Annotated in this window: 18 protein-coding genes; 11 read left to right on the plus strand and 7 right to left on the minus strand. The window is 40.3% G+C overall.

What is annotated here, in order from left to right; all coding sequences use genetic code 11:
- Positions 1–5 precede the first annotated feature (5 nt).
- The 7 genes from C7S20_RS07435 to C7S20_RS07465 form a co-directional block, all read right to left on the minus strand.
- Positions 6–1,148: a glycosyltransferase family 4 protein gene (locus C7S20_RS07435; protein ID WP_107011894.1), complete on the minus strand. Its 1,143-nt coding sequence runs from the start codon at positions 1,146–1,148 to the stop codon at positions 6–8.
- 10 nt (positions 1,149–1,158) lie between these two features.
- Entirely contained in the window at positions 1,159–1,815 is a 657-nt protein-coding gene (locus C7S20_RS07440; RefSeq protein ID WP_107011895.1) for a PIG-L deacetylase family protein, read from the minus strand.
- A 65-nt stretch (positions 1,816–1,880) separates the two neighbouring features.
- Positions 1,881–2,216 carry a cupin domain-containing protein gene (locus tag C7S20_RS07445; protein WP_107011896.1) on the minus strand — a complete coding sequence of 112 codons (336 nt, stop codon included), beginning with the start codon at positions 2,214–2,216 and terminating at the stop codon, positions 1,881–1,883.
- Positions 2,217–2,559: 343 nt separating this feature from the next.
- Positions 2,560–3,120, minus strand: coding sequence for a helix-turn-helix domain-containing protein (locus tag C7S20_RS07450; protein ID WP_107014136.1), 561 nt, complete (start codon positions 3,118–3,120; stop codon positions 2,560–2,562).
- A gap of 291 nt (positions 3,121–3,411) precedes the next feature.
- The gene (locus C7S20_RS07455) at positions 3,412–6,000 is read right to left on the minus strand and encodes a phosphatidylglycerol lysyltransferase domain-containing protein (protein ID WP_107011897.1); all 2,589 of its coding nucleotides are present in this window, start codon (positions 5,998–6,000) and stop codon (positions 3,412–3,414) included.
- 134 nt (positions 6,001–6,134) lie between these two features.
- Positions 6,135–6,836, minus strand: coding sequence for an alpha/beta fold hydrolase (locus tag C7S20_RS07460; protein WP_159039895.1), 702 nt, complete (start codon positions 6,834–6,836; stop codon positions 6,135–6,137).
- A 132-nt stretch (positions 6,837–6,968) separates the two neighbouring features.
- Positions 6,969–7,874: a LysR substrate-binding domain-containing protein gene (locus C7S20_RS07465; RefSeq protein ID WP_107011899.1), complete on the minus strand. Its 906-nt coding sequence runs from the start codon at positions 7,872–7,874 to the stop codon at positions 6,969–6,971.
- 88 nt (positions 7,875–7,962) lie between these two features.
- Here C7S20_RS07465 and C7S20_RS07470 point away from each other — a divergent pair, with 88 nt between their 5' ends.
- From C7S20_RS07470 to C7S20_RS07520, 11 genes are all read left to right on the plus strand, one after another.
- Positions 7,963–8,271, plus strand: a complete 309-nt coding sequence (locus tag C7S20_RS07470) for a hypothetical protein (RefSeq protein ID WP_159039896.1) — start codon at positions 7,963–7,965, stop codon at positions 8,269–8,271.
- Positions 8,272–8,280: 9 nt separating this feature from the next.
- Positions 8,281–9,945, plus strand: coding sequence for a proton-conducting transporter transmembrane domain-containing protein (locus tag C7S20_RS07475; RefSeq protein WP_107011901.1), 1,665 nt, complete (start codon positions 8,281–8,283; stop codon positions 9,943–9,945).
- Positions 9,946–9,976: 31 nt separating this feature from the next.
- A complete protein-coding gene (locus tag C7S20_RS07480; protein WP_107011902.1) occupies positions 9,977–12,448 on the plus strand; it encodes a YbcC family protein in 2,472 nt (823 codons plus the stop codon).
- 98 nt (positions 12,449–12,546) lie between these two features.
- A complete protein-coding gene (locus tag C7S20_RS07485; protein ID WP_107011903.1) occupies positions 12,547–14,703 on the plus strand; it encodes a thioredoxin domain-containing protein in 2,157 nt (718 codons plus the stop codon).
- 206 nt (positions 14,704–14,909) lie between these two features.
- On the plus strand, positions 14,910–16,253 hold the full coding sequence (locus C7S20_RS07490; protein WP_107011904.1) for a Gfo/Idh/MocA family protein: 1,344 nt from the start codon (positions 14,910–14,912) through the stop codon (positions 16,251–16,253).
- Positions 16,254–16,269: 16 nt separating this feature from the next.
- Positions 16,270–17,022, plus strand: coding sequence for a 3-keto-disaccharide hydrolase (locus tag C7S20_RS07495; protein WP_107011905.1), 753 nt, complete (start codon positions 16,270–16,272; stop codon positions 17,020–17,022).
- 4 nt (positions 17,023–17,026) lie between these two features.
- Positions 17,027–17,629, plus strand: a complete 603-nt coding sequence (locus tag C7S20_RS07500) for a 3-keto-disaccharide hydrolase (RefSeq protein ID WP_107011906.1) — start codon at positions 17,027–17,029, stop codon at positions 17,627–17,629.
- Between the two features lie 32 nt (positions 17,630–17,661).
- Positions 17,662–18,501: an ROK family protein gene (locus C7S20_RS07505; protein WP_107011907.1), complete on the plus strand. Its 840-nt coding sequence runs from the start codon at positions 17,662–17,664 to the stop codon at positions 18,499–18,501.
- A gap of 45 nt (positions 18,502–18,546) precedes the next feature.
- Positions 18,547–19,839: a sugar MFS transporter gene (locus tag C7S20_RS07510; RefSeq protein ID WP_341476518.1), complete on the plus strand. Its 1,293-nt coding sequence runs from the start codon at positions 18,547–18,549 to the stop codon at positions 19,837–19,839.
- Positions 19,836–20,600 (plus strand): creatininase family protein, encoded by a 765-nt coding sequence (locus C7S20_RS07515; protein WP_107011908.1) that lies wholly within the window; start codon positions 19,836–19,838, stop codon positions 20,598–20,600. The genes C7S20_RS07510 and C7S20_RS07515 overlap by 4 nt, the downstream gene beginning before the upstream one ends.
- A gap of 61 nt (positions 20,601–20,661) precedes the next feature.
- Positions 20,662–22,263: a beta-N-acetylhexosaminidase gene (locus C7S20_RS07520; protein ID WP_107011909.1), complete on the plus strand. Its 1,602-nt coding sequence runs from the start codon at positions 20,662–20,664 to the stop codon at positions 22,261–22,263.
- The last annotated feature ends 62 nt before the right edge of the window (positions 22,264–22,325 follow it).

Below are 22,325 nucleotides of genomic sequence, written 5' to 3' on the forward strand. Positions count from 1 at the left end.
TCTTTTTATGTAATTCCAAGCTTATCCTGAACTATTCGAATAAACTTTTGCGCAACTACGCGGTAATCAAAATTAGCTATCACGTGTTCTCTACCGTTTTTTCCCATTTCATTTCTCAAATTTTCATTGTTCATAAGTCTCGACAGGTGAATGGCAATCTCTTTAGAATCGGCCCGGTAGTCCACGGTTCTCGGAATTTTGAATTCTACGATATGATTTTTTTCAAAACCAGATTCTTTTCCCAAAACCACATGGTTGACAACTATCTTTTTTCCAATTTCGGCCAGAAGGGCAGTTTTATTATGAATGAGAGTATCCAGCATGCCCATCGCGCGTATTCCTATGACGGGTTTCCCGCAGGCTCCTGCTTCCACCTGTGGCATTCCGAAACCTTCCAGCCTGGAGGGAGCTGCATAAATATCACAGGCTCCTATGAGGTAAGGCATAAAATTCCTGGAAGTTTTGCTGGTTGCATAGACGACCTTATTTTTTAACCCGAGATCTTCCGCCATTTGAAGGTCAATTTTATTTTGAGCCCTGGTTCTGGCCTGAGGCCATACTTTACAAACATATTTCCAGTTTAGAGCAGGAGAATCTATTCTTGAAAGGGCCTGCATTACCTCCTGCGCTCCTTTCGAGGCTGCATCACCTCCAATAGTTAAGATCATAAGTTGTTCGGGAGAAATTCCTAATGAATCTCTTACGGCCAGGATCTTAGGGTCATTTTTTGGAAATGGTTTAAAAGCCCGCGTATCGCATCCCACTGGGAGTACCTCTATATTATCTGCATTAATACCGTCCCTTACATACATTTCTTTCACCCAGTTGGAGGTCACCAGGATAAGAGGTAATTCATTTAAAATATCCTGGTAGTTTGCTATATAGCCATCGGCAACCAGCCACGGCACGGGTAAAAATCCGAATTTTTTTGGGTGTATGACCAGATCTGGAGTATGTCCCCAATATCCTGTGCCCACAACCACATCTGGTTTAAACCAGCGATAATACCATTCTTTTTCCTGAGCTGATTCAAAATTGACAGCATGGGCATCTATTCCAAGTTCAAGAAGGCCCTGGTAAAGAAGATCTCCCTGGGTAGCTAAGCCACCCGGAGACGGAGGATAATCATACATTACCAGGACTTTCATTTTATAATAATTATTTTTGGATGCCTCCCTGTTTCAGCCAGATGAAAGCATCTAAAGGAGTTTCAAATTTCCAAAAGGCTTCTTCTTTTGGAGTGCTCAATGCTTCAAAGCTATCGGGTAAAAACCCATAGGTTTGGGTAATCAGTTTATACTTAAGATCAAAAATTTGGTTCGTAAGCTTCTTATGAATCGTGGCTTTTTTTTGAGGTATTGGAAGATATTTCTTATCCCCATCTTCATAGGCAAAAGTCCATAATTCTTTGGTTCGAATTCTTTGGTTATACCATAACTCTATCACTGCTTTGCTCACCTCTTCATGTCTTCTATGTCTTGTATATTCTCCCGAAGGATTATGCGTAATGATTAGATCAAAACCATCATTGGGGAGAATTTCCATAATCGAAGTTTTTACGTCTTTCATTGAGAGCGGCGGCTGAAGGGGGCTGTCATCAAGATCATTCATTCTTCCTCCCGCCTTAAAAATTGTCAATGCCTTTTTAAATTTTGGGGCTCTGTCAAAATCATTTTCCCTGGATAGACAGGCGATAAACCATTCATGGTGCGGGTTTGACAAGATCAGGCCTCCGCACCACAAGGTTTCATCATCGGGATGGGCGACAATAACGGCCACCTTCTTGTGAGCTTCAATATTTCCAGATTTTTTCATTTGTCTTTTCCATATTTACGCACAGAGTTAAAAGATGGTTTTGATCGTTCACTTCACGGTATTATTTAATCATAACCACTTTTAATAATTGTGGAGATCATTTTAAATCTTTCATTTGCTTTGATGCTATTTCGAGAGTGAGCGGGAATAATTATGGATTCGCCGGTTTCAAGAATTTGTGAAAGATCATCGATCCAGATCTCTGCTTTTCCTTCTATGATTTGAATAAACGTATCAAAAGGGGAAACCTTTTCGGTTAAATTTTCACCTGAATCAAAGGAGACGGCACTTACATTTCCCGATGTCTTTTTTATTATTGTTTTAATTACAACAGCATTGGGGACATACTCAATAATCTCAACAACAATAAAGCTCCTGGATTTTTCTATTTCAGTTTCCATGCCTTATTATTTTTATGGTTAAAAGATATTTTTCCCTTCTCATACTTAAAGGTGGTTATTTTAGCAGGAAATATATTACACCTAAATGGGAAAGACTTATAGTTTTCTCACATCACCTTTTTATAAGTTTTGAAGCGGCGGAAAAAAATCTGCGTTTTTTCTAAAATTTGCGAAAAAAAAAGCCTTATGTATTATCATAAGACTTTTAAATGCATTTGTTGGATTCCCTAATTTCCTTCATCTGCTCCCCAAAATTCAAAAGTTTATAGGTTTAGAAAGTGATGCAATTTCCTCAAAAATGATTAATAATTAATTACATAGGCAATTAATAATCTTATACAATTCACAGGTCTTCCAGATTTCTGTTGCGTTTTTTTTTGATCTTTTTATAATATGAAGGTGTGAGGCCCGTAATTTTCTTAAACTGATTGGACAAATGGGCTACACTGCTATAATTTAACTGGTAAGAAATTTCGGTTAGATTTAATTCGTCGTAAAGCAATAATACTTTTACGCGCTCGATTTTATGGGAAATAATGTATTGTTGAATGGTTATGCCTTTAACTTCAGAAAAAATATTAGATAAATAGGTATAGTCATATCCCAGTTTTTCGCTGATATAATCTGAATAATTTACTTTAGGCACTTCTTCAGAAAAATGGATCATTTCTATGATTAGGGTTTTAATTTTTTCAATTAAAATATTCTTTTTGTCATCGAGCAGTTCCAGACCAAATTTTAAAAGGTTGCGTTTGAGTTCTTCTTTTTGGGCGGTTGTAATACTTTCCAATATTTCAATGGTGCCCAGATCTACGCTTACATAGTTAAGGCCAAGTTTTTTTAATTCTTCTTTTACCACCATTTTGCATCGTAAGCTCACCATATATTTTATATATAGTTTCATCATAGGGAAGGTAGTTTAAGGTAACCAGTCATAGAAATAAATATCTTTTTAGAAATTACCTTTCAATAAATCAGAGCAGTGAACGGGCGTCCGGGAGATAGTCAGGGAATTAATCAGGAAATTCTTAATTGAAAATTTTGTTCCAATTCGATCTTTTTTTTGAATTTACGGGAATTTATTGGAATTATCATTATTAATTATAAAATAACAATTCTTTTCAACCTTATTGAATTTGAAATATCTGCTTAGGTTTTTTAAAGTGAAAAATACAGAAATAGCGCGCCGGCAATTTTAGTTTCCCTCAGAAACTCGTTTTAATGCATTTGGAACCTGCAGGAGATGATAGCTGTGGGTATAGATAAGGTATTTTTTCTCCCATCTCGGTCCAAATTTGTCTTTGTATTTGCGCAGGCCTTTAAAATGGTCAAAAGGCCTCAGATTTTCGTAGGCGTATTTAATGCTTTTTTCGGTCAGGTTTATGCCTTCTATTCCGGAAAGAGGAGCAAGACCTATATTCACTCCCCGGAAACCCTGCTCTTTAAGGTAAAGGAATGTTTTTGCCATTAGCATATCCAATACGCCATTGGGTGCGTCCCCAACCTTCCTGATGAGGTCATAAGTAGCTTCACCGGGTACATAATCGGGAATTAAGTTTAAAAAAGCATAGACTTTTTCTTCCTGATCTTCAACGGTGATAATGGTTTGGTTCTTTAAAATTCCGGCATCAAAGATACCCTGGGTAAAGGCGATTTCCTTTTGCCCTAATTCTTCCAGCCAATTATCTGATACCTGCTCGAGCTTTTGCAGAAGTCCTTCCTTGATGGGCGGAGTATAGATCTTAATCCCAAAACCTTCTGAGGTCAGCCTGTTTATAGCGCTGCGGGTGGTTTTCATTTTACCGCCTTCCAGCTTGAAATCGGTCAGTTCTACCACCGCTTCTTCTCCAATGGGGAGTGATTTTTTATTCAGATTTTTATACACTTCAAGGCTATTCTGTGGGACGCGGTAAAAGACACTTATAAAACCATTGGCTTCGCAAAAAGAATCGAATTCGCTGATAAGGACTTCCATGGCCACTTCATCTTTGCAGACCGGATTTTCCAGGACAAAGGCAAAATGACGGGTGATTTTAAAAGAAATGAAGCCGTCGCGGTCACTGGCGAAGAAGAAAAATTTGTCGGCATAGGTCTTAAAGTAATCGAGCGCCGAATTTCCGTATTTCTCCACCAGTTGCTGTGCCAGTACTTTTTCCTCTTCTGAATTATAGGGCGTGCTGATGTAGGGTCGAAGCAGGCTGGAGAAAATAAAGGCCAGAACGGCACCTCCCGAGATATACATGGTCGTAAGAAAATGCCTCGCAAAAGCTGTTTGGGGCTCTAAACCGCTGCTGTCAAAGAGAAAGAACAACTTAAAAATGCTTTTAATTGAAGCCCAAAGTTCAAAATCGATCCCGAAGTGGCGCTTATTAATGAAATACAGGCTTATGACGCCAAAAGACAGTAGGGCCACAAGGCTGTAGAGCAATGCCAAAAAGCTAATCCTGGTAAACTTTGGATGGGGCTTTAGTTTATAGAACCTTCTGGTATAGAGCAAGATTGCCAGTGCTATAAAGGCTAAACTGGCCTCTTCGTAATCGGCTCCTTTCAGTAAATGTCCGAAAGCCGAAAATAGCGTCAGGCTAACTCCCAGGATCCAGGCCCTTTTTGAACCTTTGAAAAGGAAGAAGCTTAGGATCACCAGAATAAGGCCAAAGACCATGACCAGGGCATTCGAGGTGGCCAGCAATTCTTCGGGGATAAGACCTTTCATTAACCGGAGCCTGGCAGGAAGGGCAGGGGTAATGGCTGAAATTATGTTCACCAGCCCGAGAATAAATATTATAAAGGCGGGTAAAATGCGCAGCAGTAGATTATCCTTTTTAGAAATAAAACTGAACATCCCTATCACCAGGGGCAACCAGAATTCGAAGAAACGGTAGAGCAGGGTAATAGCCACTGCCGCCAGGAGGTCGAAACCAAATTGCCCGAGGATAAAGGTCAGGGAAACTTCAATGGCTCCAAGTCCTCGTAAAAAAGGTGAGGCTATAAGCAGCATGACCATGACAATGTAGCCAATAATTGCGGCTGGCCAGGAAGGCTCGAAACCAAGTGCCAGCATAGCTATATAAAGATGAAAGATCCCTATGAACTCAATAATGATGGAAGTAAGTAACACCAGCCATAGCTGCTTGCGGTTGATCTGCTGCTCGATCATTTCGTCAAGCAGTATTTTCATGGAAGGCCTAATGCGCCCCAGCCAGTGATAGGCTTTGCCTTTTTTTGCTACGGAAAAAATGAAAATCACGAAACAAAACGAGAGCAGCAAAAGGAAGCCGAACCCCCATAATTCAGCCGATTGTAACTGGTAGGCGAAAACAGCAAAAGCCATGATAGGAATGGCTACCACCACTACCGATAGAATTCCGACGAAACCAAAAATGGTGGAAGCTAAATGTATCTGGGATTTCGATACCTCCCGCTCTTCAATTTCTCCTGTAAAAAATGCCAAAGAAGAAAAACCTCCTGCGGGTAGAAAAACGCTAATGAAATTTCTTTTCAGAAAAAGACGTAAAGCTACCATGACAGGTACCTTTTTGCCCAGTGAAAGGAAGCAATGCACATACATTTTTGCCTGCAGCAGCAGGTAGCCAATGGTGAGTGCAATTCCCAGCAAAACGTAAAGTGGAAGGCTTTGTTCCAGTTTTTCCCTGATCTGTAAAAGCTCCACATGTTCATTCCTGATAAAAAAAATGGCAGTTCCTATCATAAAAACGGCCAATAGAAGCTGCCAGAAGAATTTGTTAACGACCAGCGTGGAAATCAGGTTTTTTGCTTTTTTCATAGTCTAACGACTTTTTTCTTTAGTTCGATTTGGATTTAGTTGGATGTTTTTAGAGAGTACAGGCGTTATCGCAAAATAATAAAAATAAAAAAATGCCTTGATGTTCATCATTAACGGGAAATGCTGCAATTTTCTTACATGTTTATAATTTTCATCAGGAGATTAAAATCCTTCTGATATTGATGATCTCCGGGTATCTCTTTGATGGTCACCTTATCGACATCTTTCAGCCGATCCTTAAGAAAGAGCGTTTCGTCTTTTCCGAAGACACAGGTAATTTTCACCGACGGCTTCTGTAGCTCGGGTGCTGTTTTATATTTCCCGTCGGTACTGTCACCATGAGCGAGGAGGTCCCGCAGCCTTATGACGAAATCGGTGCTGGAAGAGGGGGACAAAAGCACTAATTTTTTAAGCTCACTGCGAAAGCCTGATGAAATCTTCTTCGGAAGAAATGCCGCGACATCGGCCCCGAAAGAATAACCAATCACCTCAACAAAAGGCTTGTTCCATAACTTTTGGTAATATTTGGCGACCTGCTCTAAGTCACTGGCAAATTGCGAGGGTTGTTTTTCATTCCAGAAATATTTGCGGCTGTCCAGGGCTACCACCCCGTATCCCTGTAGTTCCAGTGCGTGTATGAAGGATTTGCTGAAGCCGTTCATGCCACCGTCGCCGGTGAGGTAGATCATAAGGGTTTCTTTGGAGCCGTGACTCGAAGACACTGAGAGCGGCATCTCTTCAGGTTTAAAATTCTGTGCCTGGGCGGGGTTGCAAAAAAGCATCAGCAAAATATAAATGCTAAAAATCGCCGGTCTGTCTGTTAATTTTTTCCTCACAGAAATAAGGTTTTATTTTTCAAATATAGTATATATGATTAGTTAGAAATTACGAAGAAATAAGAATAGAAAATCCTAATTTCTTTTTAAATCTTTATATCAATACGAGGTTTCCCTTGATTCATGCTTTTTCTATCTTTTAGCAATATAATTGAGATACCAGCCAAAGGAATCCTGAATAATATTTTGTTTTTCCGCCCTTATGTATTCCAGGAATGCCTGACTAACCGGTGAAAGTTTTTTATCCTTTAGCCAAATTAATCGCCAATCTGTTTTAATGGGTAGCTCATCGGCGGGAAGAATATGGATTTCTTTATTAATAAGTTCATTTTTCATCCCTATCAATGGCATAATGGAGAGACCCATACCCGCCAGCACTGCCTGTTTCACCGCTTCATTAGAGGTCAGTTCAAATCCCTTTCTCTTTTTGCCTTCGTGAGTTTCAAAATAATTTTCCATAGCCATTCGGGTGGCCGATCCTTCCTCGCGATAAATCAGTGGTTTGGTTTCATTTCTTTCCAAAGAGTTCCCCATGAGGTATAAATTATTTTCTAAAAGTAACTCCTCTTCGATCTCCAGCTTATCGGGTAAAACAGAGACCAAGGCAAAATCTATTTCATTGTTCTTGAGACTTTGAACCACCCTGGATTTATTGGTAACATCCAGCACCAGATCTACTGAAGTATATTTTTCCAGAAATCCATTTAAAAAGAAAGGAATGACATATTTTCCTGTGGAAGCAGAAGTGATGCTTAGTTTTCCTGTTAAAAGTCCCTGAAATGCCTGCGTTTTGTAAGTGATATTTTCCATTTCCCCAATGACTCGTTCTGCAATTATCGCGATCTCTTTCCCGAAATCGGTAATATAAAGCTGCTTGCCAATAACCTCGGTAAGAGGAATATTGAACTGATTCTGAAAATTTTTTAGCTGAATGGATACCGCGGGTTGGGTCATGAAAAGCTCTTCTGAAGCCCTGGTAATACTTCGATACTGAACGACCTTAAGAAATATTTTTAGCTGATTGATAGTGTAATGCATAAAAAATATTAATGATTCCTATTGCAAATATAAATGAAAATTAATGGATTATTTTTTCCAATTTTGGCTCCGGAAAAATAAGAATGATATGAAAACAAAAATCCAATTAAAGGAATTATCAAAAGAAAGCAGGGAAGTCTTTTCTCTTGTAAAGGGCGAATATGATCCCGGAGAGGCATCAGAAATTCTCAATGCCCTTTTCACCAGGAAGATCAATTTCCATGAGTCCAAATGTTTTAGTTCTGAAATAAGATTCGGTGAAAAGGATACCTATTCAGAAATAAGGATAAAAGAGCTAAAGCACGCCCAGGCTAAAGCGGGAGAACTCATCGATCTCGCCCGCGCATCAGGAAAAGCTATTCGGCTTAATTCAGAAATTTTTTTAGAACTGATTTAATAAAGTAACATGTCAGAAAAAATTATCACACTAATTGTTCTTTTATCGCCTCTTGGTTTTGTGCTTACGGCGCTTGCTTCGAGGTTCCAGGATGGGAGAAGACCTAAAATGGTCATAGCAGTGGGTTCCATTTCAAGTATTCTCACCATTATTATCGCAGTTTTCAGCTGTCTTTCTGTTTATAATAATAGTCTTATTCAATCTGGTTTTCTGGGACTGGATAAATTGGGTTTCAGCATAAGGCTTGATTCTGTGAGCAGCATCATGTTTTTAATGATCGCGCTGCTAAGTTTTATCATAATCAAATTTAGCGTGAATTACCTGGAAGGCGATCAAAAGCATGGAGCCTTTATTGGAAGATTAGCCGCGACGATTGCCTCAGTAGAACTACTGGTGCTTTCCGGCAACCTGGGGCTGCTCCTGGTATCATGGATCTTCACCAGTATATCTTTGCATCGTTTATTAATTTTCTATAAAGACAGGCCTACCGCAAGGGTTGCCGCAAAAAAGAAGTTTATTCTTGCCAGACTGGGGGACCTCTGTTTGTTCCTTGCCGTTATCCTGCTCTACAATCAATTCAGATCGGGAAACCTGGAAACCATCTTTGCAAGTATCCGGAATACAGCCGGGAATTTGCCATTCTGGGGATTAGAAGCTCCGGCTTTGCTTCTTGGTTTTGCAGCTATTCTGAAATCGGCACAATTTCCTACCCACGGCTGGTTGATCGAGGTGATGGAAACTCCCACACCGGTCTCGGCTTTACTCCATGCAGGTTTACTCAATGCCGGTCCATTCCTTATTGTTAGAATGGCTTATGTAATTAATGCAAGCACGGTCACGCCGCTGCTTTTAATGAGCATTGGAGGATTGACCGCACTTTTCGCTTCGATAATCTTCCTTACCCAAACATCTGTTAAGACTGCTTTAGGGTATTCAAGTGTGGCTCATATGGGATTTAGTTTAATGCTCTGCGGCCTGGGAGTATATTCTGCCGCGATGCTGCATCTCGTCGCTCACTCTTTTTACAAGGCTCATTCTTTTCTTTCTTCAGGAAGTGGAATTGATGTCCTTAAAGCTTCCAGAATAAAAAAAGAAACTGAAAAGCATTCTCCTGCTAAAATAATTTTAGGAATTCTTATGGCTCTGGCCCTTTATGCGGTCTTCGCCATTACCTGGGGCATTGACCTCGACCGGGAATTTTCCCTGCTGATCATAGGAGCAGTAATTGTGATGGGACTCTCGAGAATATTTACATCAGCCATTGTTAAGAAATGGAATTCTGGTTTCATGCTACGTACGCTCTTTATTGGTCTGGTAGTGATAACCGCTTTTTTTCTACTGGAATCGGGAACTCATCATATTCTCTATTCAAGTATACCAGAACTGGTAAGACCAGGCAAAGGAAAAATTATTGTAGCGGGGATCTTACTGCTGCTGTTTGGAGTGACTGTTCTAATACAAATGATCGCACCGCAGCTTTCATCAAAACCTTCATATCAAAAACTGGCTATACATATTAGAAATGGTTTTTATGCCAATGCTCTTTTCGATAGATTGATAGGTTCTTTAAGAATTCATTCTTCCAAAAATGAAGAAATGTTGAGAAGCCTGGAATCTTCAAAATATGAAACAAAAGAAGCAGCGACAAAAGAACTTCAGGAACAAATAGCCTAATAAAAGACAAATTATAACACCTATAAATACTATGGAAGATCAGGTTTTATCGATTAAAGAAAATATCACAGCGGCTAATCTTAAAAAGAAAATGAAGGAGGCCTGCAACAAAATCGCACCCGTCTGGCCTTTAGAAAATTTTGTCGCTGTTAATCCATACCTGGGTTTTGCAGATAAAGATTTCCATTCTACGGCCCAAAGGCTTGCTAAACTTGGAGGAATTCAATCAACCTTACCAGTTTCATTTTATAGGAATAAACTCGAGGAAGGAAAGATAAACAGAAGCGATATTAATGCTGCGCTGGAGAAAATATTGCCCGGTGAAGATCTGGATAATTTTATGAACTCTCTTTATAAACAAGAGATGGTTCCTGCAGGACCTCCAATCGCCACCTTAACTGATGTGGCCTCACAGGTCACACAAAAAGACTGGAATCGTTTTTTTACAAACAGGATCTCCGGCTGGGCCGCTTCTTATTTTGATAATGGGCAGGCGACCTGGAGCACAGCGAATCAAAAAGAGGGAATTTTTAATGTATGGAAAGCTGAAGCCGAGGTTGATTTTACCCCGGAGATCAGCGGATTAAAAAATTTTCGACGTCTTATTAGTAAGCTTCCCGGTGAACCTGTTGAAGCAGCTTTGAAGTCCCTTTCTATACTCGAAATACCTGTGGAAGGACTGAGTTTTTATTTGCATCGCTTACTCTTGAAAATGGGAGGCTGGGCGGCCTATACCGCCCGTCTTGACTGGGAAAGCGAAATGAATGGAGAAAAAGGGGTAAAATTGCTGGAATTTCTGAGTGTCTTGATCTGTTGGGAAGCCTGTATTTTCGAAAGTTTAAAAAATACTGAATTACAAAAAAATTGGAAGCTGGCGAGATACAGACTTTTAGATTTAAGTTCAGATTCTGAAAAAACCAGGAAAATTTCGGAAATGCTCGTGTTACAGGAAGCCTTTGAACTGGCAGCTCAGCGAGAAATAGTTGATAAATTTAAGAAAGCAAGAAAAGATCAGGCTAATAGAACACCTGATGTTAAGGCACAGGCTATTTTTTGTATAGATGTGCGATCTGAAGTATTTCGCCGAAATTTAGAAATGGCAGACCAGGGAATAGAAACTCTTGGCTTTGCCGGATTTTTCGGTTTTCCTGTCAATTACGTGCCACTTGCCCATGAGAAAGGGGAGGCGCAATGTCCGGTGCTTATCCAGCCCGGGCCTACCGTACTGGAAAATTATTCTGATGATGCAGATACAGCTCATACTTATAAAGACAGAATATTTAAAAACCAGGTTCAACAGCTTTGGAAATCCTTCCGATCAGGCGCCGTAACCTGCTTCAGTTTTGTGAGTCCTTTAGGTCTTTCCTATCTGCCAAAATTGTTTACCGATTCTTTTGGAATTACGCGCCCAGTGGCATCCCCAGATAAAGCGGGCATAAAAAGAAAATATTTAAATGGTAAAGGAATCAGTTTAGAGGTCGCACAGCATGGGGATACGACCATAGGCATTCCCCTTGAGCAAAGAGTTGGTTTGGCCAAAAATGCCTTAAAAGCGATGTCACTGACTCAAGATTTTGCAAATTTCGTGCTGATCGTAGGGCATGGTTCAACAACGGTAAACAATCCGCATGCCTCCGGATATGATTGTGGTGCCTGTGGGGGACGTACCGGAGAGCCTAATGCCAGGGTAGCCGCATCGGTACTTAATGATAAACAGGTAAGGAAGCTTTTAAAAGAGGAAGGTATTCACATCCCGGCGTCGACCTTTTTTCTGGCGTGTTTACATGATACTACCACCGATGAGGTTACTATTTTTAATGAAGCAGAAGTCCCTGAAGACCAAAAAGAGAACCTGGCAGAACTAAAAAATTCACTGAAAAAAGCTGGAAAAGCTTCGCGAACAGAAAGAGCAGTAAGATTTTCTATTGATGACAATATAGAAACTGCCATTTTCAAACGCAGTAAAGACTGGTCACAGGTACGTCCGGAATGGGGCCTGGCAGGCTGTAAGGCCTTTGTAGTCGCTTCCCGGGAACGAACCAAAGATATAAACCTGGAAGGACAGTCATTTTTACATTCCTATAACTGGAAAGCCGATAAAGATTTTTCAGTTCTTGAATCCATCATGACCGCGCCTATGATAGTCACCAGCTGGATCAATCTTCAATACTATGCTTCAACAGTAGATAATGAGCATTTTGGAGCAGGTAATAAGACCCTGCATAACCTAACGGCTGGAGTTGGCGTTTTAGAGGGTTATGGCGGCGATCTTAGGGTAGGTTTGCCACATCAGTCAGTTTTTGACGGTGAGAAATATCAGCATGAGCCTGTGAGGCTGAAGGTAGTTATAGAAGCACCTTTAGAGGAAATAAACAAGGTCCTGGAAAAGCATGCTGATGTGCGAAATCTTTGCGATAATGAATGGATTCACTTGCTTTTGATGGATGAGAATGGCGAAATTTCCCGGAAATACCAGGGAGATCTCACCTGGGAAAATGTTTAAAAAGGGGACATATGCAAATAGGTATATAGATTTGATTTTGAAGTATGGGGAAATAAGTTCCTATTAAGTATATTGTGCTTCAAATTTAAAATCTTTCCATGCTTCCCAGGCTTTCCTTAGTTACCATAGCTTTTATTTTAATAATAAGTTGTTTTAGCTGTAATTCAACAGAAAAAGAACAGGCTTCAGGCCAGATTGTTGAAAATCGCCTGGCAAATGCCAGCAGCCCATACCTTCGGGAACACGCAGATAATCCTGTTGACTGGTACGAATGGGGACCTGAAGCTCTTGAAAAAGCAAAAAAGGAAGATAAACCCATAATCATAAGTATTGGTTACGCGGCTTGTCACTGGTGCCATGTGATGGAAAAGGAAAGTTTCATGGATACTGCGGTTGCAGCTATAATGAATAAGAATTTTATTTCCATTAAGGTTGATCGTGAGCAGCGCCCCGATATCGATAAAACCTATATGAATGCGGCTATTTTGTTAAATGGAAGTGGTGGCTGGCCGCTTAATGTTATCGCTCTTCCAGACGGGAAGCCATTTTTTGCAGGTACTTATTTTCCTCCCGATACATGGAAAAAAACCCTCCAGCATATTGCAACCGCTTATAAAGAGGATAAAAATCAGCTTACAAATACCGCGAATGCGCTTACCCGGGGAATAAGGAAAAATAATCTGCTTGATAGTATTCCTGCTAAAACTGCTGATTTTACCAAAAGGGAATATTCATCCTTAATCGAGAACTGGAAAAAGAAATGGGATTTCCGCAGAGGTGGATATAAAGGCGGACAGAAATTTCCGCTTCCATTATCCTGGGACGCGCTATTGGAATATTATTATCTCACAGGAAACCAGGATGCACTTCAATTTGTAAATACCACCCTGACCAGAATGGCAAGAGGAGGGATTTATGACCAGGTTGAAGGAGGCTTCTCCAGATATACTACCGATTCTAAATGGAATGTACCGCACTTTGAAAAAATGCTTTACGATAACGCCCAGCTTATAAGTGTGTACTCAAAAGCCTATAAAGTCACGCGGAATGAGGAATATGAAAAACTTATAAGAGAAACCATAAATTTTGTGGAAAGAGAACTTTCCAATGGCAAAGGAGGTTACTATTCATCAATGAACGCCGATACTGAAGGCGAAGAAGGTAAATATTATGTATGGACCGAAGATGAAATACGTTCCATTTTAGATAAGCAGAAGGCTGACCTTTTTGTAGATTTTTTCAATATAACTCCCTATGGCAACTGGGAGGATGGAAAAAACATTTTATACAGGAACGATTCCTATAAAGAATACGCACAAAAGAAAAATTTGAAGCTTTCCGACTTTAAAAATGAAATGGAAGATGCACTGGAAAAACTAAAAAAGGAAAGGGAAAAAAGAGCGAAGCCCACAGTTGATAATAAAGTTCTTACGGCCTGGAATGCCCTTATGATCGATGCCTACCTTGATGCCTATACTGCCCTGGGAGAAGAAGAATACCTTAAAAGGGCAATTAAAACATCAGAATTTCTAAAAGAAAATATGATCGCCGGCGACCATCAGCTATTTAGAAATTATAATAAGGACGGCACCAGAGAAGTGGAAGCTTTCCTTGACGATTATTCCTATTTAAGCAAAGCCTATATAGATCTTTACCAGGTGAACTTTGATAAAAACTGGCTGGAGCTCGCAAATCAACTTTCCGGCTATGCTATTCAGCATTTTTCCGATTCAGAAAGCGCAATGTTTTATTATTCTTCGGAAGAAGAAAATGCGGTGATCGCACGGAATTTTGAATTAGATGATAATGTGCTGCCTTCCTCGAATTCGGTTATGGCTCATAACCTTTATATTTTGGGTGAACTGACGGAAAATAAGGAGTATTTAAAACGCAGTTCGCAAATGCTGAATATTATGAAGGAAAAAGTTGTGGAACAGCCTTTCTTTTATGCCAACTGGACCAGGTTAATGGGTATAAAAGCATTTGGAACTTATGAAGTTGCCATTATGGGTGACGAGGCTGTGAAGAAAAATCATCAAATCCAAAAAGAATATTTACCCACCTCCCTGTTTATGGGCGGAACTTCAGAAAACTTACCGCTACTGGAAGCAAAACTCGTTCCCGAACAAACGCTCATCTATGTCTGCCAGAATAAAACCTGTAAATATCCGGTTTCCGAAGTAAATGAAGCATTAGAAATTTTGGATAAAAACAAAGATAGAACTTCAGATTTTTCACGGTTTCTATCTGAATAATCATTGAGATCATTTAAGGCAGTTTCTTCAAAAAAGACAAAAGAATTTTAAGGTTTTAATATTATCATTAACATTAATTTGAAGAATATATACTTGTCCTGAAAGTCAAAGTACTCGATAATTTTAAAATTTTTTACAAAAGTTCATTTATTAAGTAAAAAATTTAATATTAAGTTTGTACATTAGTTAAAATTAATTCGGGAATTATGAAGAAAAACCGCCGAACTTTTATAAAAAACCTGGGACTTGCAGGTGCCGCTTCCGCAATCGCACCAATGAGCTTTGCTGCAGAAATGCCTATTCAGGAATATCTTCAACGCAAACATTCCGGCAATACAGAAAAAACCTTAAGAATAGCACTTATTGGAGCGGGAGGTATGGGAACCGCTGATACAAAGACCGCCCTGGAGCATCCTAATATTGAGCTTCTGGCCGTATGTGACCTCTACGATGGCAGGCTGGAAGACGCTAGAAAAAGATGGGGTGACCATCTATTTCTTACAAAAAAATATGAGGATATTCTTAAACGGAAAGATATCGATGCGGTCATTGTGGGTACCCCAGATCACTGGCATAAAAAAATAAGTGTGGATGCCCTCAATGCCGGAAAAAATGTTTACTGCGAAAAACCCATGGTCCATTCCATAGACGAGGGAAAAGAAGTGATCAATGCCTGGAAAAAATCGGGTAAGATCATGATGGTCGGTAGCCAGGGTCTTTCTTCTTTAGGTAATGAAAAAGCAAAAGAGCTGCTGGCAGAAGGAGCTATTGGAGATATAAATTATGCCGAAGGTTTCTGGGCGAGAAATTCCCCTTTAGGTGCCTGGCAATATCCCATTCCTGATGATGCTTCTCCACAAACCGTAGACTGGGAAAGGTTTATTGAGCCTACTACTAAACGTCCATTCGATGCGCTTCGGTTTTTTAGATGGAGAAATTATCTGGATTATGGAACCGGGATGGCGGGAGACCTTTTCGTTCACCTGTTTTCAAGCCTTCACTTTATCACCAATTCAATGGGCCCTACCAAAATTGCGGCAATGGGCGGACTTCGTTACTGGAAGGATGGGCGTGAAGTGCCTGACGTTCTTTTGGGCATGTTCGATTATCCCGAGACAGAAGCTCATAAACCTTTCAACCTTTCACTGCGCTGTAATTTCATTGATGGCACCAGTGGCAGCACCTACCTCAAGATCGTGGGCAATAAAGGTTCCATGAACGTTGAATGGGACCGTGTTACCTTAAAAAGGAATGAAAATGTTCCAAGTGACGATCCTTTCTTTGCTGAAAAAGGAAAAGAATTTTCTGAAAAAAGGGATCGCAAAAAAATGCTGCCGCCATTAGAGACAGTTTATACTGCACAGGATGGATATAAAGGAGCGCATTATGATCATTTTGCCAATTTCTTTAATGCCATAAGAAACAACGGCAGCGTGGTGGAAGATCCTCAATTTGCCTTTCGAGCGGCAGCACCGGCTTTGTTGTGCAACCAAAGTTACTTCCAGGATAAATTTATCAAATGGGATCCGCGGGAAATGAAACTATCATAAATATAAAATTGAAAATATGAAACGAATACTATTTTTTTTAGCGGCATCGGTACTAATGCTTTCCTGTAAAAACAATGAAAAAAAGGAAGTCTCCGAAGAAACAGTCCCCAATAAAACTACTCAAAAGACCCAAAATGATTCTGAATGGACTTACCTTTTTAACGGAAAAGATGCGGAAGGCTGGCGTGGCTATAATGATAAAGAAGGAAGCGGACTTCCTCAAGGCTGGGTGATTGAGGACGGAACCCTTAAATCTCTTGGTAAAGGCGGTGATATTGGCGGTGATATAATCTATGCCAAAGAAAAATATGGAAATTTTGACCTTAGCCTGGAATGGAAATTATCACCGCAGGGAAACAGTGGCGTTTTTTATCATGTTGTTGAAGATGACAAATATGAGGCTCCTTATTTTACCGGACCAGAATACCAGATAATCGATAGTGAAAATTTCCCGGAAAAACTTGAGGATTGGCAGAAGATCGGTGCTGATTATGGGATGTATGTACCCGATTATAAAAATCTCGATCTTCCCGATGTTACCAATTGGAATACCTCGAGGATCCGCGTGACTGATGATAAAGTTACCTACTGGTTGAATGGTCAGAAAACCGTTGAATTCGATCCACAATCAGAAGAATGGCAAAAAAGGAAGGAAGAAGGAAAATGGAAAGATTATCCGGATTATGGAAATGCAAAGACTGGTTATATAGGATTACAGGACCACGGCAGCGAAATCTGGTTTAGGAACATAAAAATTAAAAAGTTGTAAATTTATGGACTACCGGTATAAATATTTACTCATTTTAGGAGTACTCATACTCACAGGCTGCAGTTCTCAAAAGAAAATTTTTAATGAGCAGGATTTGCAGGGATGGAAAATCTATGGAACCGAAAAATGGTATGTTGATGATAATCTGCTGGTAGGAGAAAGTGGCCCCGATAAAGAATATGGATATCTGGCCACTGAGAACAATTATAAAAATTTCGAATTGCAGCTTGAATTTTTACAGGAAGCTGATGGTAATAGCGGGGTCTTCTTCCGTTCTGAAATAGAAGGAACAAAAATTTCGGGCTGGCAGGTAGAAGTTGCTCCTCCTGGCCATGATACCGGTGGGATTTATGAATCTTACGGACGCGGATGGCTTATAAAACCAGATCCTTCAAAAGAAGGAGTCTTGAAATTCGGCAAATGGAATACCATGAAAATTCGCGTGCTGGATGGAAAGGTAACTACCTGGCTGAATGGTGTTAAAATGGTTGAACTCAGCGATGATAAAATTGCAGAGGCCACCGGAAAAATAGCACTTCAAATCCATGCCGGCGGCGGCATAAAAGTTTATTGGCGTAATATTAAAATAAAAGAAATCTCAGCTTAGATCACGGTAAAAAGATCTATTAATAACGATTTATGAAAGACATCATAGTAGGGGTAGATATTGGGGCGACGAAAATGCATATAGGAGCTATTAAGGATTCTAAAATTTTTAAAGATCTGGTAATAGCTACTTCGGCCAATGCACCCGAAAAGCAAATTATAGATGAACTTATCGAAGGCATCGAGAGCTTATGTGGCCATGATTTTGTAGGGATCGGGATCGGTGTCCCGGGACTGATAGATGAAGAACAGGGAATTGTTTATGATCTTTGGAATATTCCTTCCTGGAAAGAAGTCTATTTAAAAGACAGCCTGGAAAAGCATTTTAAAAAGCCTGTAAGAATTACTAATGATGCCAATACTTTTGCCCTGGGAGAGAAAAAATACGGCCAGGGAAAGACCTATAAGAATTTTGTAGGTGTTTCTTTAGGAACCGGTTACGGAACGGGGATCATTATTAACCACGAATTGTACTCGGGAACACTTTCCGGTGCCGGCGAACTTGCCAATATTCCCTATCTCGACCGCACCATTGAAGATTATTGCAGTGGGAAATTCTTTAAACTTCAGTATCAGCGTGAAGGAGCAGAAGTCTTCGAAAAGGCCGAACAGGGTGATCCGGAAGCCTTAAAGATCTTTGACGAATTCGGGAAACATCTGGCGGAAAGTCTGAAACTCATCTTATATATATTATCCCCTGAAGCGATTATCCTTGGAGGTTCCATAAGCCGTTCTTTTAAATATTTTGAAAAATCCTTAATGGAAACAATAAATACTTTTCCTTTTAAAAGAATATTAAAGAGAGTGAAAATTTTTCCATCCGCCATGCCCGATGTTTCCGTACTGGGTTCTGCGGCGATGCTTGATAAATAAATTAATTTTAATTAAACAGATATAATATCTTTATAAACATTTGATATGGCCAATTCAAACACTTCTGTTCAAATGGAGGCTTCCTCTGCAAAATCAAATGCGAAAAACGCCATTATCATTATCGGCGCGCTTTTCTTTATTTTTGGTTTCGTAACCTGGCTTAATTCCCTTCTGATCCCGTACCTGGCGATTGCCTGTGAATTAACAACTTTCCAGTCGTTCTTCGTCACCTTTGCTTTTTACATCGCCTATGTTGTAATGGCCCCGGTTTCTACCAGAACGCTGACTATTTTCGGATTTAAAAATGGAATGTCGGTAGCCCTTATCGTCATGGCTTTTGGTGCGCTGCTATTTATTCCGGCGGCCATTACACGAACCTATATTTTATTTTTATTAGGCCTGTTCATTATGGGTAGCGGTCTCGCTATTCTCCAAACGGCTTCTAATCCTTATGTTACTATTGTGGGACCTGCTGAAAGTGCAGCGAAGCGTATTAGTATCATGGGAATTTGCAACAAACTTGCGGGCGCGCTGGCTCCTATCCTGATAGGTTTCTTTTTACAGTTGGAAAAAGCAGATGCACTGCGTGCTGAAATCGCTAACCTGACGGAAAGCCAAAAGATTGCGGAGCTTAATGAAATGGCTTCACGTGTAATCCCTCCATATATCGGGATCATTGTTGTTCTTCTCGCTCTTGCCTTCTGGGTCTATAAATCTTCATTGCCAGAAGTTGACACCGAAGAAGAAGATGAAACACTTACATCAACAAATGCGGGAAAAAAGAGCGTTTTCGATTTTCCTCATGTAATTTTAGGGGTTATAAGCCTTTTTCTTTATGTGGGAGTAGAAGTGATCGCTGCCGATAGTATTATTAATTATGGAGCTTCGCTTGGTCTTCCCCTTACCACCGCTAAATACTTTGCTACCGCCACCATGTTTACCATGGTTTTAGGATATATAATAGGGATTTTTACCATTCCAAAATATATTAAACAGGATAATGCTTTACGCGTATCTGCGATCCTCGGGGTGATTTTCTCAATTCTGGCACTGGCTACAACGGGTTATGTTTCTGTAGGTTTCATCGCGCTTTTAGGTCTTGCCAATGCGCTCATGTGGCCGGCAATTTGGCCCCTGGCACTTGCTGATGTGGGAAGGTTCACAAAAGCAGCTTCCTCATTATTAGTTATGGGAATCGCCGGTGGAGCCATTATTCCTTTATTGTATGGGGCTCTTGCCGATAACTGGAGCGTTCATTATGCATACGTGATCCTGCTGCCCTGTTATATCTTCATATTTTATTTTGCAACATCCGGACATAAAATTCGTAAAAAATGAGGCCTTATATTCTTGCAGAAAACAACTGGAAAAATATTAAAGATGCTGATATAGAATTAGCAGTTCTTCCCTGGGGAGCCACAGAAGCTCATAATTATCACCTGCCGTACGCGACCGATAATTATCAAATTGATGCCATTGCCGCTGAGGCCGGCAGGTATGCATTTGAAGCCGGTGCTAAACATATTATTTTACCAAATATCCCTTTTGGGGTGAACAGTGGCCAGGCAGATATAAGGCTGGACATGAATCTCAATCCCAGCACGCAGCTGGCAATTTTAGCCGATATTATTGAGGTATTGAACCGGCAGGGAATAAAAAAACTCATCGTGCTTAACGGGCACGGCGGAAATAATTTCAAGCCACTCCTGAGGGAACTGGGATTGAAATTTCCTGAAATGTTCCTGCTAATGACCAATTTTTTTCAGGTGGTGAATAAAGAGGAATATTTTGAAGCTTCAGGAGATCACGCCGATGAAATGGAAACAAGTCTCATGCTCCACTTAAAACCTGAAGTGGTATCACCGCTTGAAGAGGCCGGTGATGGAAGGGAGAAAAAATCAAAAATTTCGGCTATAAGGGAAGGTTGGGCCTGGTCTGAGCGAAAATGGTCTGCTGTTACTGATGATACGGGTATCGGAAATCCGAAAAAAGCCATGAAGGAAAAAGGAGAAAGATTTTTTCAGGCTGTTTGTAAGAAATTAGCTGAACTTTTTGTGGAAGTTTCTAAAGTAGAGATCAATGATCGATATGAATCCTGAAGATTATGAGTTTGTTTTTAAAGCATATTTCCTCTAATACTTAATTCTTAATTTAAAATTTATGAGTGCAAAAATTTCAAAATATGCCGTCTTAATTCTTGCGGCTACTTTTCTTTTTTCCTGTTCCGGATTGAAGAAGACACAGGAGCAGCAATCGCTCTCAAAACCGGCAATTATTCCTTTGCCAATGAAAGTTTCCTGGCAGGATGGAAGTTATACCATTCCGAAGAAAAACATTATTTGTTATAATGAGGGAAGCGGAAAAACTGCGGCATGGCTTGAGAAACTGCTGAAAAATACCGGTGGTACCGTAAGCCTTACTCAAAATGATGATTTTTCATGTGGTAACTGGAAAATAATTAAAGATGCTTCACTTAAAGACAAATTGGGAGAGGAGGGCTATATGCTCAATATTGGTGCGCAGGGAGTTGTTCTGAAAGGAGCCACCGATGCCGGCTTGTTCTATGCGGTACAGACCTTACGACAGTTCTTTCCGCCTGCCGTTGAGCAAAATGATCTGAAAAAGGTAAAAGTAAGCCTTCGTTATGCAAACATTGAAGATAAGCCTGAGTACAGCTGGCGAGGAACTATGGTTGATGTGGCCAGGAGCTTCTTCGGTCTTGATTATTTGAAACGTCATGTTGACCGCATGGCCCTATATAAGCTTAACCGGCTTCATTTGCATTTAACTGATGATCAGGGATGGAGAATTGAAATAAAAAGCAAACCAAAATTAACGGAAGTTGCCTCTAAAGGATCGGTTGATAATGGCCGTTCCGGATATCTAACCCAGGAAGAATATAAAGAATTACAGGATTACGCGCTGGAAAGAAATATTATTGTGGTTCCCGAAATTGATATGCCGGGCCATATTTATTCCGCGCTATTGGCGTATCCCGAATTAAATTGTGCTGAAAATGCAAATATTCATCCTAAAAAAGCGCTTCCGCCCGATCTCTTTACCGGTCATGATGTGGGATGGAGCCGATTCTGCCTTGAAAATCCCGCAACTTATGATTTCGTTTCAGAAGTAGTGGGAGAACTTGCCAGCATAACTAAAGGCCCCTGGATCCATATGGGTGGCGACGAGATAGAAGATCCGCTTTATAAAGAATTTGTGGTAAAGGCAGATTCTATTGTTCATCATTACAATAAAATTCCTGTAGGCTGGGAGGAAGTTACCCAAACTAAAGTGAGTCCTGATTTTATCAGCCAGGAATGGAATGGCAAAACAGAGAGTGTGATGGAAGATGTGAAGGTCATAGAATCTATATGCGCTAATTTTTACCTTGACCATGGGAATACTCCGGAACAAAAAAATACGGCTACCTGGTGTACAAACGGGATCACCGTGGAACAAGTTTACAGTTTTTCAAGCTCAAATCCGCATGTAATAGGAGTGGAAGCTCCGGTGTGGTCAGAGCAGGTGTGGACAGACCAGGCCATGGATGATCGCTTCTGGCCAAGAGCTGCTGCAGTAGCTGAGGTTGCATGGACCCCTTCTGCAAAAAGACAATTCTCTGAATTTAAGGAAAGACTTGCAAAACATGGCCCACGCCTGAATGAAATGGGGATCCATTTTTTCAACAGTCCCGGTATAGATTGGGAGAAAGATAGTGGCAGAAAAAAGGTGAACGGAGTATTTTATAATTTTAAACCCTGATAAATAGTAGAAATATACGCTAAGCGTATAAAAAGAAGCCGTCTTATTTGCTATATAAGGCG

It is taken from the genome of Christiangramia fulva, from assembly GCF_003024155.1.
GTDB lineage: Bacteria > Bacteroidota > Bacteroidia > Flavobacteriales > Flavobacteriaceae > Christiangramia > Christiangramia fulva.

Coding starts and splice junctions, on each gene's coding strand:
- C7S20_RS07480 (WP_107011902.1), top strand. CDS start 9,977: ATGGAAGATCAGGTTTTATCGATTAAAGAAAATATCACAGCGGCTAAT.
- C7S20_RS07515 (WP_107011908.1), top strand. CDS start 19,836: ATGAGGCCTTATATTCTTGCAGAAAACAACTGGAAAAATATTAAAGAT.
- C7S20_RS07475 (WP_107011901.1), top strand. CDS start 8,281: ATGTCAGAAAAAATTATCACACTAATTGTTCTTTTATCGCCTCTTGGT.
- C7S20_RS07450 (WP_107014136.1), bottom strand. CDS start 3,120: ATGAAACTATATATAAAATATATGGTGAGCTTACGATGCAAAATGGTG.
- C7S20_RS07490 (WP_107011904.1), top strand. CDS start 14,910: ATGAAGAAAAACCGCCGAACTTTTATAAAAAACCTGGGACTTGCAGGT.
- C7S20_RS07510 (WP_341476518.1), top strand. CDS start 18,547: ATGGCCAATTCAAACACTTCTGTTCAAATGGAGGCTTCCTCTGCAAAA.
- C7S20_RS07470 (WP_159039896.1), top strand. CDS start 7,963: ATGAAAACAAAAATCCAATTAAAGGAATTATCAAAAGAAAGCAGGGAA.
- C7S20_RS07440 (WP_107011895.1), bottom strand. CDS start 1,815: ATGAAAAAATCTGGAAATATTGAAGCTCACAAGAAGGTGGCCGTTATT.
- C7S20_RS07455 (WP_107011897.1), bottom strand. CDS start 6,000: ATGAAAAAAGCAAAAAACCTGATTTCCACGCTGGTCGTTAACAAATTC.
- C7S20_RS07435 (WP_107011894.1), bottom strand. CDS start 1,148: ATGAAAGTCCTGGTAATGTATGATTATCCTCCGTCTCCGGGTGGCTTA.
- C7S20_RS07505 (WP_107011907.1), top strand. CDS start 17,662: ATGAAAGACATCATAGTAGGGGTAGATATTGGGGCGACGAAAATGCAT.
- C7S20_RS07520 (WP_107011909.1), top strand. CDS start 20,662: ATGAGTGCAAAAATTTCAAAATATGCCGTCTTAATTCTTGCGGCTACT.
- C7S20_RS07495 (WP_107011905.1), top strand. CDS start 16,270: ATGAAACGAATACTATTTTTTTTAGCGGCATCGGTACTAATGCTTTCC.
- C7S20_RS07485 (WP_107011903.1), top strand. CDS start 12,547: ATGCTTCCCAGGCTTTCCTTAGTTACCATAGCTTTTATTTTAATAATA.
- C7S20_RS07500 (WP_107011906.1), top strand. CDS start 17,027: ATGGACTACCGGTATAAATATTTACTCATTTTAGGAGTACTCATACTC.
- C7S20_RS07465 (WP_107011899.1), bottom strand. CDS start 7,874: ATGCATTACACTATCAATCAGCTAAAAATATTTCTTAAGGTCGTTCAG.
- C7S20_RS07445 (WP_107011896.1), bottom strand. CDS start 2,216: ATGGAAACTGAAATAGAAAAATCCAGGAGCTTTATTGTTGTTGAGATT.